The following is a 17,040-nucleotide window of genomic DNA, read 5'->3' on the forward strand; positions in this document are numbered from 1 at the left end:
CTCCCCGTTTGCTATGACCGACACCTGAGTGTGTCGGTTTTTTTATGCCTGTTATTCAGCAACAGTTTGTTCCATTTCACTGGCACCAAACCAGAGATCAAGCACTTGTTCCAAATCACTCAATCCTTGTTTATTTAATGAACTGAAGCTATGCACAGTTACATCACCCATAAATGCCAATGCAGCTTCCCGGACTTCAAGTAAGGTCTTCTTTCTGGCGCCTGGGCCAAGCTTATCCGCTTTAGTCAGTAAAATGAGTACGGGTAACTCACTTTCCACTGCCCAGTGGATTAGGTCTTGATCGAGATCTTTTAGCGGGTGTCGAATATCCATTAACACAACCAGACCTTTGAGGCTGTCGCGTTTCATCAGGTATTCAGCCAGTGATTTCTGCCATTTTTGCTTTACCGCTAACGGTACTTTAGCAAAACCGTAGCCGGGTAAATCAATAAGCCGGCGTGTTGGGTCCAGACTGAAGGTATTAATAAGCTGGGTTCGCCCGGGCGTTTTACTGGTTCTGGCTAAGCTATTTTGCTTAGTTAGTGTATTTAATGCACTGGATTTGCCAGCGTTAGAACGCCCGGCAAAGGCAACTTCGATACCTTCATCAGCAGGTAAAGCTGCAATATCCGGTGCGCTGGTTAGAAATGCAGCACGTTGATAATTAATTTTTGACTTGTACACAGCCTTCTCCGGCGAATCGTTTGGTGCCATTGTAGCGGATCTGAGGGATCGGCAGAAGCTTTTGCGCGCTGTATGGGATTTTACTTTGACCAGTTTCGTGTAAAATAGGCATAAAAATTAGGGTTATTACACTTGGTTGCCAGTATGCTGGCGGTTTAATGCGGACAGAGACGGATAAAAAATGAAAAAAATTCTATTTCCACTGACGCTGTTATTCGGTCTTATCGGAACAGCTCAGGCGTTTGATGGTGATGCCGAAGCCGGTAAAGCGAAATCAGCAGTATGTGCAGCTTGCCACAGCGCCGATGGCAATAGTTTAGTGGATATGTATCCAAAGCTTGCCGGGCAGCATGCAACGTATTTATATAAGCAATTGAAAGACTTTAAAACCGGCATGGAAACTGGCGGCAAGCAAGGTCGTAACAATAGCATCATGTTTGGTATGGTTGCTTCGTTGTCCGATCAGGATATGAAAGACCTGGCAGCATATTTTGCTTCCCAAAAAATGAAAGCTGGCGCGACCCCTGAAAATGTCATAGCGCGAGGCGAAGAGTTATACCGTGGTGGTGACGCCAGCCGTGGTATTGCAGCATGTATTGCGTGCCACGGTCCGCGTGGTTCGGGTTTGAGTCTTGGTGGTTTCCCTAAAATTTCATTCCAGCATGCCACATATCTTAAAAAGACGCTGACGGAATTCCGTGAAGGTAAGCGGGCAAATGATTTAAATGGCATGATGCAGGATATTGCCAGAAAGCTGACCGATGAGGATATTGAGGTGCTTTCGCAATACCTGGGCGGTTTGCACTGATTATTTGTAGCGACTGCTGAAATTTATCGCGGAAAAACCGGCGTTCATCGCCGGTTTTTTTATTTTGGGGCCAGGATTTTGTGAGATATATCTCACAGCTGGTGTAGGAAAAAGGCCTTCCTTAAAATAAATTGAACTTTTTTTGAACTATGATTTTATTTTAATCTATTGATTTTTATAATTAATTATCCTGAATATTAAAAATAACGTAGTTTTTTTTGAGTAGTGTATTGCCATATAAACTCATCAGAGTAAATTAAGCCTCAGTTACATTTCGTAACGAATGAAAACAAGGACTATCCGCAGGGAAGTGTCAGTACCAGTACGTAAGTGCGCGGTGCCTTTGTTTAGAACACATCCGGATGATGTGCTGCGTGATTTCACGCTCAGGGAAGATTACGAAAGTATCAGGACGATCGTAAAGAATAAAATTACTCAGCCAGGAAGGCAACATAAAAACAGGAAGAGCAGACAGGGTGTCGTAACTTCATCAGGAAGATGGCAGCGAATGAGAGAAGTGTCCAGTTGACACACATATATCCAGGGCGATAAGGCGATCTTATCGCCTTTTTCTTTTAGTAGGTTAATCTTCTGTCTATGTTGAACTCCCCTTGCCCTTTGTGTTTGGCTGAGCAATGCCAGTTTTTCCATCAGGACAGCCGTCGCAGTTATTATCAGTGCCAACGTTGTAGCCTCGTCTTTGCCGACAGAGCATCAGTGCTTACAGCGCAAGAAGAGTTAGCACAGTACCAGCTACACCAGAATGATCTGAACGATAAAGGTTATCGTAACTTCTTACAGCGATTAGCGGGTCCCCTACTACAGGCGCTGCCTGCGAAGGGGTTATCCGGCCTGGACTTTGGCTGCGGCCCGGGACCTTTACTGGCAAAAATGTTAACGGAAGCCGGGCAAACGGTGGCGGTATGGGATCCGTATTTTGCCCCGGACGCGACAGTGTTGCAGCAGCAATATCACTTTATCTGCTGTAGTGAGGCGATAGAACATTTTGTGAACCCGGCACAGGAGTGGGCATTGTGGTTATCACTGCTGAAACCCGGCGGCACTCTGGCCATTATGACAAAGCGTTATACCACTTTAGAAGCCTTTACCGGTTGGCATTACAAACTTGATCCAACCCATGTCAGTTTCTTCAGTGAGAATACTTTTCGCTATCTGGCAGACCGAGATAATTTTGAACTGGATTTTGTTGCGCCAGATGTCGTGATACTGAGGCACCGAAAGCATTAGTGTTTCGCCTCAAATCTGGTTAAAATGTGCGCCCTTTTTTACAGGTGATAACCATGACTCGTCAGAAAAAAACACGTTCGGCTGGCCCGAACGGACAGCGGCATTTGTCGGCGGATGATATCCGTAAAACCCGGCAGCCAAAAGAACAGACCAAGAAAAAAGGCGCCGGTTTGAAATCAGGTAGCCGTAACAGCGTTGCTGTTGTTTCGTCTGTGTCAAAAGGAGAGTCTGTAAAAAAAGATAAGCGGGTTGGCAGTAAGAAGCCGATAGCCCTTGTGGTTGCAGATACACAGCAACCGGTATTACATACTCAGCCGAAAGCCAGTTTGGCTAAAGCGAAACCGCTAACATTGACACCGGAGCAGGAACTGGCTCTGATAGAAAATGATGGCTACCTGCAACAACTGCTTGAGCGGGTTGAGCAGGAAGAAATTCTGACGGGTAAAGATGCAAAATATTTTAATGCCAAAACAGCACGTTTAGAGCAGCTTCTGCAGCAGCTGGGATTAGCCGATGATGCAGATGATGAAACTTTAGATCCACTGGCAGCGTTTGAGCGTAAAGATTGGCGTAAAGATTTACTGGGTGATGAGGACTGATTTTGACTACAACACTGTGGGTGCTTTTTGTCGCGGCGGCGTTGTTAGTGGCAGGGTTGGCATTTTATGCCGGCACTCTGTTGTGGCGCTTGCAACAACAGAGTAAACAGGCGAAGCAGCAACTGGCCGACAAAAAACGCTATCTGCTCGATAGCATTGTACTGATATGTAAGGCAATGCGCGAAGAGCAATGCGAACTATCTGAAGGTGCTCTGCGGGTGTGGGTGTTGCTGGATCATCTGGTGCCGGAACATGAGCCAGACCCGGTAACGACTTACCCTGGTATACATCAGATGTATCAGGTGGTGAAAGATATGCCGACACATCAGGCGCGCAAAGCGCAGGATAAAGCTCTGACGCGGCAGCAAGACGATATCAGGCTGAAAGCTGAACAGGACTTGAAAGACTTCATTCTTGCCGATGCGAATGCATTGTTAAAGCGCTTCCAGCCTCAATAAAGCCGGAAGCGCGGCGTTATTATTGCCGGAAAATTTGGCCGGCTTTCATCACGAAGCTGATTTGTCCCATCAAATTTATATCCTGTAAAGGATCGCCCTGTACAGCGACGATATCTGCCAGTTTACCCGCTTTAATGCTACCCAGCTCATCCGCTACGCCCAGCAAGCGAGCCCCTTCGATCGTGGCACTGTGAATCGCTTCAAGTGCTGGCATACCAGCCTCTGTCATGTAAATAAACTCGCGCCAGTTGTTACCATGTTCATACACTCCCGCGTCGGTGCCAAAAGCAATCTTTACACCTGCCTTATAAGCTTCAGCAAAGGTCTGCTGAATTTTGCCACCAATAGTAGCGGCCTTAGGCCTGACCAAATCAGGGAAGAAACCGGCAATATGCGATTTTTCTTCCGCCCACTTACCGGCACTGATTGTTGGTACAAAGTAGGTGCCTTGTTTTCGCATCATCGACATGGTGTTTTTATCCATGTAGGTGCCATGTTCAATTGAATCAACACCCGCACGGATCGCCCGTTCCATACCTTCTTTGCCATGGGCATGTACGGCCACTTTCATGCCATAATCTTTTGCCGTACTGACAATTGCCGCCAGCTCTTCATCGGTAAATTGCGGATTGCTGCCACTTTTGGCAACACTGAGCACGCCGCCTGTGGCTGTAATCTTTATTAAATCGGAGCCTTCTTTATAGCGCTGACGCACGGCTTTACGGGCATCATCCGGACCATTGATCACACCTTCTTTCGGCCCCGGATCAGCCATCAGAGCATAAGCCAGTCCGTTAGTTGGGTCGGCATGGCCACCGGTTGTGGCGATAGATTTACCGGCGGCATAAATTCGTGGTCCTTTGATATACCCTTTAGCGATGGCTTTTTTTAGCGCCACACTAATCTGATTATTATCACCTAGCTCCCGCACCGTGGTAAAACCGGCCATAAGGGTTTTCTCAGCAAAAGTGGCTCCCCGAAGCGCGTAATCTGCTTCATTCATGGTGAATCCTTCGCTGTATACGGAAGGGCTAAATTGGGTGTAAAAATGCGTATGCATGTCCATTAAACCTGGCATGACGGTATGTTGTTTAAGATCGATCACAGTATCGTCAGCCTTGGCTTGGCGGAATCCGGCCTCCAGCGCTGATATTTTGTCCTGCTCTACTACGATGGTGTGGTCGGTAAGAATTTTACCGTCTTCGGCGGTAATAATTTTACCTGCATGGATCAATGTAGCGGCGTTGACGCTGCAGATGACTGAACTACAGATAAGAGCGGTGCTGAGTAAGGTTGCTATTGGCGTTTTCTTCATGTTGTTATGGCCTTATGTCATCAATTAGACACTAAGTGATAACACAGTCGGCTGATTCAGCAACCGGCTTTAGATAAAATGTCGTATTTCACCGACCAGCATCACAGGCGCCTATCGCGAAAGTGTATGGGAAACCGCCACTTTTTATCTGGTAATGCAACCGGGCATTACAGTATACGGCACTGACATGTTCCGCCAACTGATAATAGACATTGCGGTGTAACTTCGCGGTTAACCCACGCCATAATTGCAGATAGGGTAAAAGCTGTTGCTGCGGATCGCGCTGAAGTTGTAATGGATACTGCGGGCTAACAATGAGCTGCTGTTCTGTGTTAAGTGTCAGGCACAGCGCTTTGCCGTTATCCGTTTCATGCCAATGGTGTTGTGTCACGATAAGAGGCGCGTCAACAACGTCGATACGGACTTTTTCTACCGGCGTCTGTAAGTAATATGCATCGTCCTGATACAGCAACACGGATGCAAACAGCTTTATCAAAGCAGGGCGCTGAATTTTACTGTGCTGATATAACCAATCGCCATTGCTATCAATTTGCAATGGTATATCGCCGCAAAAAGGCGGATTCCAGGTTTCTACTGGCGGCAGGCTGGACTGTTGTAATTGCTGCTGTAACGCGGCAAGGCTCAGCATATTGTTCTCTGTGTTATTGTCAGAAGCACTTAGCTTAGCAAAAAGAGAAGAGTGGGGTGACTGATGGGGCTCGAACCCACGACAACCGGAATCACAATCCGGGGCTCTACCAACTGAGCTACAGTCACCACTTAGAAGAGGCATTTTACCTAAGTTTGATGTGGGTACCAAGCGTTTTCCGCTGCCCGGTTAGGTTAACAACTTGTAGGTTTTGCCTGACCAGGCCAGTGCTGCTGTGTTATTATCTGCGCTGCTTGCTAAACCGGATAATTCACAGGAGCGTGTTATGGAGAAAATTACTCAGTTATTCGAAGAAAATCACGAGTTGCTGTTAGCCTACCTGTTGCAGCTTGTCGCCGCGATAGTTATTTTTTGCGTTGGTCGCATGGTTGCCAAAGCTGTACGTCGTTTTCTGGAGAAATCACTTTTAAAGCGTGCGGTAGACAAGGCGGTCGTTTCCTTTGTCTGTGGCATCGTTTACGCCGTTATCATGATTGCGACGGTTTTAATGGCGCTGTCTCAGGTTGGTGTACAGACGACGTCATTTATTGCCATTTTAGGTGCTGCCGGTTTAGCGATCGGGTTAGCATTGCAGGGGTCTTTGGCAAATTTCGCCTCTGGTATTTTGATTATTCTGTTCAGGCCGTTTAAATCAGGCGATTTTATCGACGCGGGTGGTATCACCGGCACAGTAGATAAAATTGAGATTTTTCAGACCATCATGAAAACCCCGGACAACAAGCTGGTGATAGTGCCAAATGCACAAATCACCGGTAGTGCCATTACCAATTACTCAGCAGAAGCGACACGTCGCGTCGATTTGACCATCGGTATCAGCTATGACTCTGATCTGCGCAAAGCCAAACAAATACTGGAAGAAATTATAAAGAGCGATGAGCGCGTGCTGGCTGAACCGGCAGCAGCAATAAAGGTTGGCGCGCTGGCAGATTCCTCGGTCAACATTCTGGTGCGGCCTTGGGTAAAATCGGCTGATTACTGGGGCGTGTATTGGGATACGCTGGAAAAAGTGAAGCTGACATTTGATGAGCACGGTATTGGTATTCCATTTCCGCAAATGGATGTACATATTAAGAAAGATAAGCAGGAGTAAGTATGAAGGTTTATTCAGTTTTAGCATTGGCCGTGATTGCCAGCATGCAGGCACAGGCTAACGATACTGCTGCTACTGACAAAGTGTGGACAACATCGGCAGAGTTGGGGGCGATAACCACCTCAGGTAACACTGTCGGTACCTCCATTACCGGTAAGATCGATGCGAAGCAAGAACTGCAGCAGTGGAGCAATCAGTATATTTTCAGCGCTTTTTTTAAAGAAGATGAAAAAACCGATGACAACGGTGATAAATACACTGAAAAGTCTGCAGAAAAGTATCTGATCTCGGCAAAAGCGGCGTACAAGCTGGACAATGAATTTGATAAGTTATTCGCTTTTGGCTCGTACACTGATGATGAGTTTGGCGCTTATACTGAATACACCACTGTTGCTTTAGGTTATGGTACACGGGTGTACAATACCGAAGATAAATATCTGGACGTGGAAATCGGTCCGGGTTATTTCACCGGTAAGCGTTCAACAGGCGAGACAGAGAATGGCCTGATTGTGCGTGGTGCGGCTGCTTTTAACTGGACAATCAGTGAGTCAGCCAGCTTTGCTCAGACGCTCAGTGTAGAATACGGGGATGACAATACCCGTACTATCAGCGAAACGTCGTTGTTGGCAAAAATTAATGGTTCGCTGCAAATGAAAGCTGCCTTTGTGGTGCAAAATGACTCTTCTGTTCCGGAAGGAAAAAAGAGTACAGATACGCAAACGTCCCTGACACTGGTGTATTCTTTCTAATTATTCCAAGGCCTGCATCATGCAGGCCTTTTACTAAATACCTTTCAATTTAGCCATTTAGCTTGGCCTGCGACAAAAGTAGGCTATGCTGTCATTATCAATACATTAATAATATCTCTACTTTAGTGTCATGAATCAGGTATGGAAACCCCGCTTGCAGCTGCTGTTACAGCACCCCTGGTTTGGTGCTCTGGTGTATTTCCTGTTTGGTCTGCTGTGGATTACCTGCAGCGATAAAGTACTGGCCTGGCTGGTCACCGACAGTCATATGCTGACGCAGTATCAAAGTTATAAAGGCTATTCCTATGTCGCGCTGACAGCTCTGCTGGCGTGGTTTCTGTTAAAACAAAAACAGCACATAGCCCGCTCGCTTAACCAGTCTGAACAGGCTTTTATTGATACGTTTTCGCATGCAGCAGCTGGCATAGCGCATGTGTCGATGGATGGTCGTTTTTTACGGGTGAATCAGGTGTTATGTCGCATGCTGGGTTACACCGAAGCTGAGCTGATAAGAATGAACTTTCAGCAACTTACTTTCCCGGCAGATTTGGATACTGATATTGCCATGGTCAGACAGCTGCAAAATGGCCAGATAGACAATTATGAATTAGAAAAACGGTATATCTGTAGGGATGGTAAAGTGCTGTGGGCGCACTTGTCCGTCGCCATGATCCGCGCCCCGGCATTCAGTTACTTTATCTCAGTGATACATAATATTAATGAACAGAAGCAGGTCCAGCAGCAACTGGCGCAAAGCGAACTGCGCTTTCGTACTTTGCTGGACAACACGCCACAAATTGCTGTTCAGGGTTATTATGCTGATGGCTCGACGTTTTACTGGAATAAAGCAAGCGAACTGATTTACGGTTATAGCAGGGAAGAGGCAATTGGCAAAAACCTGCTGGAGCTGATTATTCCTGCACCGATGAAACCATTAGTCGCAGAAGCGATGACACAGATGGCGCAGACAGGTACGTCTATCCCTTCAGAAGAGCTAATGTTGCAACGCAAAGACGGCTCAATGGTGTCAGTATTTTCAGGTCATGCAGTAGTGAAACTACCGGAAATGGAGCCGCAGATTTTCTGCATTGACGTCGATTTAACTGAACACAAAAAGCAAGCAGCAGCCCTGGCATTTCTGTCTGATTTTGATGCTGTGACACAGCTACCTAATCGCCAGCACTTTACCCGCTGCGTTGATAAAGCTATTGCCCGTGCCCAACAGCTAGAACAGCAATGCGCCGTATTACTGATGGATTTGGATAATTTTAAAGATATAAACGACAGCTTTGGCCACAGTGCCGGCGATCAACTGCTGATGCAGGTGAGCCAAAGGTTGCAACAAGGCTGTGGTACACAACATGTGCTGGCCCGGCTGGGTGGCGATGAATTTGGTGTGTTGCTGCCAATTGTGCAATCTGGCGCTGAAGCTGAAGCGTTGGCAAGGTTACTGATGAAGCAGTTGCAGCAACCTTGTACGCTAAATAACGGTGCGGAAGTTAATACCGCGGTTTCCGTCGGAATAAGTCTGTATCCAGACCATGCTGCCAATAGCGAAGATTTGCTCAGAGCCGCCGATGCAGCAATGTATAAAGTCAAAGGCGAAGGGCGAAACCATATCGCACTGTATACCGATGCCTTAACTGCTCAGGCTAAGCAGCGAGTTATGCTTGAGGCACGTTTGCGCCAGGCAATTAAAAATAATATTTTGCAATGTTATTATCAGCCACAGATTGACATTGCCAGCGGCAAAATTGTTGGTGCTGAGGTATTACTGCGCTGGCATGATGACGAGTTAGGTGTTATCACGCCGTCAGTATTTATTCCATTGGCGGAAGGGTGTGGCCTGATCCACAATCTCGGGGCCTGGGTATTGCGCAATAGTCTCAGGCAGCTCAAGCATTGGCTTGATCAGGGTATCGCTTCGTTTAGCCTGGCCGTTAATGTGTCGGCACAGCAATTTAGCAAAGATCAGCTGCTTAAAGAATTAAAGCGGGCATTGGCAGAAACAGCGGTACCGCCTGAACTGCTTGAACTGGAGGTCACCGAGAGCGTGCTGATGACAGATGAAGAGCGGGTTATTGCTACCATGCATCAGATCAAAGCGTTAGGAGTCAGGCTGGCGATTGATGATTTTGGTACCGGCTATTCATCATTGTCTTATCTTACGCGCTTGCCATTGGACGTACTGAAAATAGACAGGCGTTTTATCGAGCATATTCCCCAGGCAAAGGATGACAAGCAGATCGCTACGGCGATTATCGCGCTGGCACATACGATGAATTTTAAAGTGCTGGCAGAAGGTGTGGAAACCGCTGAGCAACTGGCGTTTTTACGCCAACAGGGCTGTGACTTCTATCAGGGTTACTACTTTAGTAAAGCGTTACCTGCCAGCGAGTTTACTGAGCTGATACAGCGGTAATTAACCGCTGATCCGGATCTGGCTGTAGCCTAACCCTTGCTGCTTCTCTACTTTGATCTGCACACTAATACGCTGCTTTAACGCTTCAACATGGCTGATAATGCCGATCATTTTACCGCTGGCGTTCAGGCCGTCCAGAGCACTGAGCGCACTGTCGAGGGTGTCAGCATCCAGTGTACCGAAACCTTCGTCCAGAAACAGAGAATCGATACGCGTTTTATTGCTGACCAGATCGGACAGCGCTAACGCCAATGCCAGGCTCACCAGAAAGCTTTCGCCGCCGGATAATGTTTTGGTATCACGCATGCTGTCGGCCTGCCAGGTATCCAGCACAACCAGCTCCAACTCTGCTGCAGCATGCCGGGCCAACTGGTACCGGTTATGCAAAGTCTCAAGCTGCTGGTTGGCCAGTACAACCAATTGCTGCAATGTCATGCTTTGCGCAAACCGGCGGTATTTAGCACCGTCGGCAGAACCAATCAGGCTGTTTAGACGCTGCCAGTGTTCATACTGCTGCTGTTTCTGTGCAATATCCTGCAGTAACTGCAACTGATTGTTTTGCCGCTGTTCGTCGCTGCTGAGTTGTTGTTGTAGCTGCCCTTGTCTCGCGCTTAATTGTTGCATCTGCTGCTCATGCTGTTGCAGTTTTGCTGTAATCCCGGCCAGCGACTCCGTTGTTAGTTGTTGCTGCTGCAATTGCTGACAACGCTGTTGCCATTCACTCTGTAGCCGTTTTGCCGCAATGTCGGCCTGCTGTAGCTGCTGCTGTAATTGCTGCAAGGCCTCGACTTCTGTCTGCTCCAATACGGCCTTTTTGAATGCGGCTTCGTCGCTGAAACTGCTTGCTGTAAGAGCGTGTTGCCACTGCTCGTCATACTGCTTTACCTTAGCGTCCAATGCTTGTTGTCTGCGCAGCAGAGCCTGTTGCTGGCCCTGCGCCTGTTGGTTCTGTTGCTGCACTTGCTGTAATGCCGTGTTTAACGCTGCAAAGTTTGCTACCTGCGTCGGCTGTTGCGGCGGGTCTTGCCGGGTATCCTGCCATTGCTGCAGCCAGTCCTGATGCTGTGCCGCCACGGCATCATATTGTTCTTTAAGGCGTTGTATGTGTTGCTGCAGCAGCTGTTGCTGATGTTGATTTTGTTCCAGTTGCCGCTCTGCTGTTTGTAATTGTTCTTTTTGCTGCTGCAGCTGTTGTTGCTGCTGTTCTGATTGTTGCAGAGCATTGGCAGTGTGCTCCAGTTTGGCGGTTGTGTCGGCCAAAGCGGCATCTAAATCGGTTGGCTGCTCTCCTTTTAACCGGCTCGCCATATCTGCTTCAAGCTCAGCAAGCTCTTGCTGTTGCCGGCTGAGCTGCTGCTGTAACTGCTTCTGTTCTGCCTGCAAAGCAGATTGATTCTGATTAAGCACTTCTCCTTGTTTCTGTATTGCAGCCAGCTGTTGTTCTTTTTGCAGCAGTTGTTGCTCGGTAGCTGAGCTGCTTAATTGCTGATAACGCTCTACAGCAGGGTGGTCAGTTGCACCACACAGCGGGCAGGGTTGGTCGGGCTGCAAGCGTGAGCGGTGTTCGGATAATTGCATAATCAACTGCTGTTGCTGTAGCAACTGCTTTTTGTCAGTAATCTGTTCCTGCAGGGTTTTATATTGCTGACGCAGTGCCTGTAGTTGTTCTGCCAGCGGCTGCAGCTGTTGTGTGTTTTGCTGCAATTGCGACTCTGTTGCTGCATACTGCTGTAGCCACTTCTGCCGTTGCAGTTGCTGTTGTTGCACATATTGCAATAAGTGCTGCCTGGCCTGATGTCGCTGCAGCTGCTGACGCAATTGCTGAATATCGGTGTCTTGCAGTGCCACTGTCAGTTGTTTTAACTGGAGTTGCAGTGTCTGCTGCGTCGCGCTGATCACCGGTTGCTGTTGTGTCAGTTGCTGCAGTTGCTGCTGCTGTTGTTGCAGCTGCTGCTGGATTTGTTGTTTTTGCTGTGCAAGCTGCTGTACGCCATGCCAAAGTAAACTGGCTTGTTGCTGCTCGGCCTGCTGTTGCTGCTGTTGCAGTGCCAGTTGCTCCTGCTGACATTGTCTCTGCTCACTGAGCGCACTTTGACAGGCACTATATAACGGTAACAGCTGACTGGCCGGTTGCCATGCTGTTAAACGGGCCAGCTGTGGGCGGTGGGCTTCTATGGCGCTGTGTGCAGCACTAACCTCCAGTTCAGCCTGTTGTAGCTCGTACTGCGCTTTGTCCAGCTGCTCACGCCAGCTTTGCTGCTTACGCTGTTCTGACAGCGACAGTTGCATGGTGGCAAATGTAGATTGCACTTCACTCAGTTCTGTTTGCAGCTGTAGTTTCTGATCTTCGCTTAGCAGCTCTACTGCGCCAGCGCGCGCCTGCAACAATTCCAGCTGGCTTTTCTGTTCACGGCAATCGGTAAACACTTGCTCAGAAATACGGCCGTAGATATCGGTACCGGTTAGTTCTTCCAATAACTCGGCGCGTTCGTTAGCATCCGCATTTAAAAAAGCGGCAAAGCCGCCCTGAGCCAGCAGCATTGATTTGGTAAAACGGCCGAAGTCCAACCCGGTTATTTCGGTAACCAGCCGCAGTTTGTCACTGGTTTTTTCGGCCAGAATAGAGCCATCGAGCCTGGCCAGTTCGGTTTTTGCTGCTTGCAGGTTGCCATCAGATGCTCCTCTGGCACGGCGCTGACTCCAGAATGCGCGGTATCCAATGCCGGCAACTTCAAATTCAACCTCTGCCAGGCATTCGCTGCAGTTGCGCGTCATCAGCTCATTGCTGGTCGGTGATGTTTTTAACCTTGGTGTCTGGTGGTATAGCGCCAGGCAGATAGCGTCCAAAATAGTGGTTTTACCCGCGCCGGTTGCGCCGGTAATGGCAAAAATGTTGGTCTGGTTAAAAGGGGACTGGCGAAAATCAATTAACCACTCGCCACGCAGTGAATTCAGGTTTTGCAGCCGTACCGACAGGATCTTCACTGCGCCTCCAGTACGGTAGCTAAAACCTGCGTGTGCAGTTTGCTCAGTTGTTGTTGCTGTTCTGCGGTCAGTTCCTCGCCAGCAAGCCGTGCTTGCCATACCTGTTGCGGCGTTAATTCAGACAGTTGGGTGTCATTTTGGCCGGCTAACACGTTAGTTACGGCAGTGCGCTGGCGGCGCAAGCGTAGCAGGGCAACGGGCAGGTCTTGCAGCTGACTTTCTACTCTTTGTTGCAGGTCTGTCAGGTAGGCGTCGGTTTCGGTAATAACCAGCTCCAGCCATAAGGTGTCGGTTGCCGCTATAGCCGCAACTGCTTGTTGTACCTTTTGCTTTAAACCCACTAACTCGGTTTTTATACTCACAAGCGGCTGAAAGCATGGCACCGGTAGCGTCGAAACCGTTTTAACACCGTCTTTGAACTCTATCAGCCACAGCTGTTTTTGCTGCTTCGCTTCATCAAAACTCAGCGCTATCGGTGAGCCGCTGTAGCGGATATCGGTGTCGGCTTTTATCTGCTGGCTTTGATGAATATGACCAAGCGCAATGTAATCTGCCGGCGGAAAGGCATTTGCCGCAAAAGCGTCAAGTGTGCCGATATAAATATCCCGTACTGACTCAGACCGGCTGGCTCCTATTGTTGTCAGATGTCCCGTCATTACCACCGGCAGCTTTAGATTATGCTTGGTATTATATTGCTGTGCCAGCTCGTACAACTGCTGATAGTGCTGGGTTATCGCCAGTTGTAAGCTTTGCTGTTTATCGCTGGCGCTTTGTCCGGCCTGGCTTTGCAGCAGGTCACGGGCGCGCAGAAAAGGTATTGCGCAAAGAAGTGCAGCAGGCTGGTTCTGGTGATGTAATATCAACAGTTGCTGGCTTACATCTTCGCTGATATTGGCGATGACGCTGGTGTTTAAATGCTGCAGCAATGCTTTACTTTCATTTAATACCGCCGGCGCATCATGATTCCCAGCCAGCAAAACAAGCTGACACTGACAACTTTGCAGCTCAACGATGAATTGGTTATAAAGTTCACGGGCATAGCTGGGTGGGGTGGCAGTATCAAAAATATCACCAGCTACAATAATCGCATCAATCTCGAGCGCTTTTACCTGGGAAACCAGCCAGAGTATAAAGGCCTGATGTTCAGCGGCGCGGCTGCGGCCAATAAAATGCTGGCCAAGATGCCAGTCTGAAGTGTGCAAAATGCGCATAACAGCATGCTACTAATATCGTCAGTGGCGCCAGCATACCGGAATGGGTCTCTAACAGCAAAACGCCAGCCCGGGCATAAGGCCCAAGCCGGCGTTTAGGATAACGGCACAAGTTATTGTGCTACTTGCAGTTTATCGACGACTTTCGTTACATCATCGGTATTTTTGGCAATAGCAACGGCTAAGTCTTTTTCAGCGTCAGAATCAACTTCGCCCTGTAAAGTTACCACACCGTTTTCGGCGTCTACATCAATTGACGTACCGCTGACTTCTGACTCAAACAACAGGCGGGTTTTCACCACAGTTGCGATTTTCGCATCTTTCAGTGCACTGTTTTCTTTGTCGTCCCGCTTCATATTTTTGTCAGCCAGGACCGTCAGCTGGTTGTCAACGCGGCTAACACCGTCCAGATTTTCCAGCAGCTCTTCAGCCAGCGCTTTATCAACTTCGCTTTCTACTTTACCGGTCAGGGTAATAACACCGTTTTTTACATCGGTATTGATATCAAATGAATTTAAGTTGCCGTTTAACAACAGAGTTGTTTCGGCTTTACCATCAATCCACGCATCTTTTGCACCATCTTTCCAATCATTGGCAGCTACCGCTGTAGTGGTAGAAAGTGCCAAGGTCATCATCATTGCTAAAGTTGTACGTTTCATGTCTTCGCTCCTTTGTATTGAGACGACTAACCTAATGCTATTTCAATGCCACTTTTTAATTTGTTGTTTTTAATAGGTTTAATTTCTTATTTTACAATTCTGATAAAACTTTTGTTGTAGCTTTTGCCCGTTTGTCGGTAAAACTTTCAGCAGAGGTGATAACTGATCATAGGCCATCTGCAATGCGGCTGATAAATGCGCCAGCGTCACCTGTGCGGAGCTATTGCCAACGTGTTTGGTTAGTTGTTTCAACGCATGCAACTGTTGTTGCAGTAAGTCTGCTAATTCGGTCAGCATCAGCGGTTGCGGTCGTTTATTGTTTAAGCCTGCTTGCTGATGCAGATACCAGAACTGAACAGCAGCAAGCTCGCTATCTGGTATCTGTGGCGACGCGGTTGACGTTGCTGCTGGCAGCTTTCTGGCGGCATTGGCATGCAGTTTGGACAGCTCAAGGAATTTATAACGCAGGTTGCTGTCATCTACCTGATAAGCAGCTTGTTGAAAGAACTGTTGTGCTGAAACACAGAGCATATGAACGCCATGCAGCATTCTTAATTCAGTGTTATTATTTTGTGAAGCCGGTTCTGCATACCCCATAGTTACACCTCTTTTTCTATGCCGGTACTGGTTCATATTCAATTCATATACCAAAGTTTAAATTTATGATTTGCATGGTTATTTTTTGCAGAAGAGTACGGTGAACAGATAAGGCAGGTAAGTTTTACCAATGGGTATTGTTATAATTACAGTACCGACATAGGGTTAGAGCTCATAACTGAGTACTTATATATGACACAACCACGCTTATTTTTACATGTGCATGATCCTGAACTGAGCGCCCAACTATTGCAGTCAGAAATCGTACGGCGTTTTGTGGTTGTCAGAAGCAGCAATACGGCTCCCTGGTCAGAACAGCTACTACAACAACCCTGTGACGTGGCTTTTATTCAGGTAGATCATGAAAGCGAAGCCGACTATCAGCCGTTAATTAGCAGCCATTTACTGGCGGAAATGGATTTTATTTTTATCAGCGATGGTAGCGCAGAGCCGATGCTGGACGAATTGATGCGCTATGGTGCTGGCTATCATTTCAGGCAACCTATTGATATATATTCTATTTTAGAAACTTTGCAAGATTTTTATCAGCAGCTTAGCAATATACGTCAGCCTGCCGACACCAAAGCCAGTATGCTTGACCAGTTCGGCTTGCTGGTAGGTTCGTCCAGAGTCATGCTGAAGCTGTACCGTACGTTGCGTAAGGTCGCGGTAACGGATGCTAATGTACTGGTGATCGGTGAAAGTGGTTCCGGTAAAGAGTTGGTGGCGAATACGTTGCACCTTGCCAGCTACCGGGCAGAACAGCGCTTTGTCGCGATTAATTGTGGGGCCCTGAGCCCCGAGTTAGTCGACAGTGAATTATTTGGGCATCGTAAAGGCGCTTTTACCGGGGCATTACGTGATCACCAGGGGGTGTTTACCCAGGCTCAGGGCGGAACCTTGTTTCTGGATGAAATTACCGAGATGCCAACGGAGCAGCAAGTTAAGCTACTGCGGGTACTTGAGAGTGGTGAGTTCCGACCGGTAGGTGCTGACAAGGCGCATCAGGCCGACGTAAGGGTCATCGCGGCGACGAATCGCGACCCGCAGCAAGCCATTGCAGAGGGCTTGTTGCGCGAAGATTTGTATTTTCGTTTGGCCCAGTTTCCGGTGCATGTGCCCCCCCTTCGTGACAGAGGCAGCGATATCAGCGGCCTGGCGCAACATTTTCTGGCCTATCGCAATGCGCAGGAGCAGCAAGAGAAGTCACTTACGGAAGAGACGATGCAGCTTATTGCCAGCCACAATTGGCCTGGTAATGTCAGAGAACTTAAACATGCTATTGAACGTGCTTACATTTTGTCTGATAAGCAGATCCTGCCTGAGCACTTATTGCTGAACACTGAAGATACCGAGGCTGATGCACAATGTCTGGCGGAAGTGCCTTGCGGGGTGCCACTGGACGATTTGGAAAAGGCAGCAATTTTGAATACTCTGGAGCAAAACGCTGGCAATAAAACGGATACGGCGCAGCAACTGGGGATCAGTGTGAAGACGTTGTACAACAAGTTGGAAAAGTATCAACAGACTGACCAGTAACCCTGC

The 17,040-nt window shown here is 48.0% G+C and carries 15 protein-coding genes and 1 tRNA gene; 8 read left to right on the forward strand and 8 right to left on the reverse strand.

Features of this window, described 5'->3' with window-relative positions; translation table 11 throughout:
- Nucleotides 1-51: 51 nt before the first annotated feature.
- The gene (yihA, locus tag AC5SV9_RS11285; protein ID WP_475152544.1) at nucleotides 52-684 is read right to left on the reverse strand and encodes a ribosome biogenesis GTP-binding protein YihA/YsxC; all 633 of its coding nucleotides are present in this window, start codon (nucleotides 682-684) and stop codon (nucleotides 52-54) included.
- A gap of 181 nt (nucleotides 685-865) precedes the next feature.
- On the opposite strand from yihA, the gene AC5SV9_RS11290 reads away from it, so the two are divergent.
- The 4 genes from AC5SV9_RS11290 (at nucleotide 866) to AC5SV9_RS11305 (ending at nucleotide 3,797) form a co-directional block, all read left to right on the forward strand.
- Complete coding sequence (locus tag AC5SV9_RS11290) at nucleotides 866-1,492, forward strand: c-type cytochrome (protein WP_475152546.1); 627 nt, start codon at nucleotides 866-868, stop codon at nucleotides 1,490-1,492.
- Nucleotides 1,493-2,089: 597 nt separating this feature from the next.
- A complete protein-coding gene (locus tag AC5SV9_RS11295; RefSeq protein WP_475152547.1) occupies nucleotides 2,090-2,740 on the forward strand; it encodes a class I SAM-dependent methyltransferase in 651 nt (216 codons plus the stop codon).
- A 53-nt stretch (nucleotides 2,741-2,793) separates the two neighbouring features.
- A complete protein-coding gene (yihI, locus tag AC5SV9_RS11300) occupies nucleotides 2,794-3,339 on the forward strand; it encodes a Der GTPase-activating protein YihI (protein WP_475152549.1) in 546 nt (181 codons plus the stop codon).
- Between the two features lie 2 nt (nucleotides 3,340-3,341).
- Nucleotides 3,342-3,797, forward strand: coding sequence for a DUF2489 domain-containing protein (locus AC5SV9_RS11305; RefSeq protein ID WP_475152551.1), 456 nt, complete (start codon nucleotides 3,342-3,344; stop codon nucleotides 3,795-3,797).
- Between the two features lie 19 nt (nucleotides 3,798-3,816).
- On the opposite strand, the gene AC5SV9_RS11310 is transcribed toward AC5SV9_RS11305, so the two are convergent.
- The 3 genes from AC5SV9_RS11310 to AC5SV9_RS11320 form a co-directional block, all read right to left on the reverse strand.
- Entirely contained in the window at nucleotides 3,817-5,112 is a 1,296-nt protein-coding gene (locus AC5SV9_RS11310; RefSeq protein ID WP_475152552.1) for a metal-dependent hydrolase family protein, read from the reverse strand.
- 88 nt (nucleotides 5,113-5,200) lie between these two features.
- Complete coding sequence (locus AC5SV9_RS11315) at nucleotides 5,201-5,761, reverse strand: DUF1285 domain-containing protein (RefSeq protein WP_475152555.1); 561 nt, start codon at nucleotides 5,759-5,761, stop codon at nucleotides 5,201-5,203.
- Nucleotides 5,762-5,813: 52 nt separating this feature from the next.
- Nucleotides 5,814-5,889: transfer RNA gene (locus AC5SV9_RS11320), tRNA-His, on the reverse strand.
- Nucleotides 5,890-6,047: 158 nt separating this feature from the next.
- On the opposite strand from AC5SV9_RS11320, the gene AC5SV9_RS11325 reads away from it, so the two are divergent.
- From AC5SV9_RS11325 to AC5SV9_RS11335, 3 genes are all read left to right on the forward strand, one after another.
- Nucleotides 6,048-6,872: a mechanosensitive ion channel family protein gene (locus AC5SV9_RS11325; RefSeq protein WP_475152557.1), complete on the forward strand. Its 825-nt coding sequence runs from the start codon at nucleotides 6,048-6,050 to the stop codon at nucleotides 6,870-6,872.
- A 2-nt stretch (nucleotides 6,873-6,874) separates the two neighbouring features.
- Nucleotides 6,875-7,621: a DUF481 domain-containing protein gene (locus tag AC5SV9_RS11330; protein ID WP_273023919.1), complete on the forward strand. Its 747-nt coding sequence runs from the start codon at nucleotides 6,875-6,877 to the stop codon at nucleotides 7,619-7,621.
- 154 nt (nucleotides 7,622-7,775) lie between these two features.
- Nucleotides 7,776-10,043, forward strand: a complete 2,268-nt coding sequence (locus AC5SV9_RS11335) for a putative bifunctional diguanylate cyclase/phosphodiesterase (protein WP_475152559.1) — start codon at nucleotides 7,776-7,778, stop codon at nucleotides 10,041-10,043.
- Here AC5SV9_RS11335 and sbcC read toward each other — a convergent pair whose 3' ends face one another.
- From sbcC to AC5SV9_RS11355, 4 genes are all read right to left on the reverse strand, one after another.
- The gene (gene sbcC, locus AC5SV9_RS11340; RefSeq protein WP_475152562.1) at nucleotides 10,044-13,028 is read right to left on the reverse strand and encodes an exonuclease subunit SbcC; all 2,985 of its coding nucleotides are present in this window, start codon (nucleotides 13,026-13,028) and stop codon (nucleotides 10,044-10,046) included.
- A complete protein-coding gene (gene sbcD, locus AC5SV9_RS11345; protein ID WP_475152563.1) occupies nucleotides 13,025-14,239 on the reverse strand; it encodes an exonuclease subunit SbcD in 1,215 nt (404 codons plus the stop codon). The genes sbcC and sbcD overlap by 4 nt, the downstream gene beginning before the upstream one ends.
- A 113-nt stretch (nucleotides 14,240-14,352) precedes the next feature.
- Nucleotides 14,353-14,898, reverse strand: coding sequence for a BON domain-containing protein (locus tag AC5SV9_RS11350; protein ID WP_273022559.1), 546 nt, complete (start codon nucleotides 14,896-14,898; stop codon nucleotides 14,353-14,355).
- Nucleotides 14,899-14,976: 78 nt separating this feature from the next.
- Nucleotides 14,977-15,495: a hypothetical protein gene (locus AC5SV9_RS11355; protein ID WP_475152566.1), complete on the reverse strand. Its 519-nt coding sequence runs from the start codon at nucleotides 15,493-15,495 to the stop codon at nucleotides 14,977-14,979.
- Nucleotides 15,496-15,687: 192 nt separating this feature from the next.
- On the opposite strand from AC5SV9_RS11355, the gene AC5SV9_RS11360 reads away from it, so the two are divergent.
- Complete coding sequence (locus AC5SV9_RS11360) at nucleotides 15,688-17,034, forward strand: sigma-54 interaction domain-containing protein (RefSeq protein WP_475152567.1); 1,347 nt, start codon at nucleotides 15,688-15,690, stop codon at nucleotides 17,032-17,034.
- Nucleotides 17,035-17,040 lie beyond the last annotated feature (6 nt).

This window comes from Rheinheimera sp. ATLC3 (genome assembly GCF_059429535.1).